The 545-nt window shown below is 69.0% G+C and carries 1 protein-coding gene; it reads left to right on the top strand.

Annotated features, from left to right (window positions below; translation table 11 throughout):
* On the top strand, positions 1–465 hold a 465-nt coding region (locus MWC30_RS21810), incomplete at its 5' end, for an SDR family oxidoreductase (RefSeq protein ID WP_244086303.1).
* Between the last annotated feature and the right edge of the window lie 80 nt (positions 466–545).

Here is a 545-nt window from a genome sequence, read left to right as displayed (position 1 = left end):
GTGGTGCATTCGGCCGGTCTGGCCTGGATGCGTCCGGTGGCGGAGGCGCCGCTGGCCGAATGGCGGACGATGTTCGAGCTCAACGTCTTCGCCGTGGCTGAGCTGACTCGACTGACCCTGCCGGCCCTGCGGGCCGCACGCGGGCAGGTCGTGGCCATCAACTCCGGCTCCGGCTATCACTCCGGTGCCGGAGGGGCTCTCTACTCCGGATCTAAGTTTGCGCTGCGGGCCTTCACCGATTCCCTGCGGGCTGAGGAGAGAGGCACCGTCCGGGTCACCAGCATCCACCCGGGCCGTGTGGACACCGATATGCAGGTGGCCCTGCAGGAGTCGAAGGGCAACACCGACTACGACGGCGCCCGCTACATCGCCCCGGAGTCGGTGGCCGCCACTGTGCGCACGGCAGTGGACATGCCCGAGGCCTCCATGGTCGAGGAGCTGTCGATCCGCCCGGTCAACGGCTGATGGTCAGCCACGCCTGATGACCAGGACGGTTCAGGTGCTGGATCCGCTGCCGGAGGAGCGGGTCGAGCAGGCCGCCGCGC

This window comes from Desulforhabdus sp. TSK, from assembly GCF_022836495.1.
Taxonomy (GTDB): domain Bacteria; phylum Desulfobacterota; class Syntrophobacteria; order Syntrophobacterales; family Syntrophobacteraceae; genus Desulforhabdus.
This window is presented reverse-complemented; position numbering and strand designations above follow the sequence as displayed.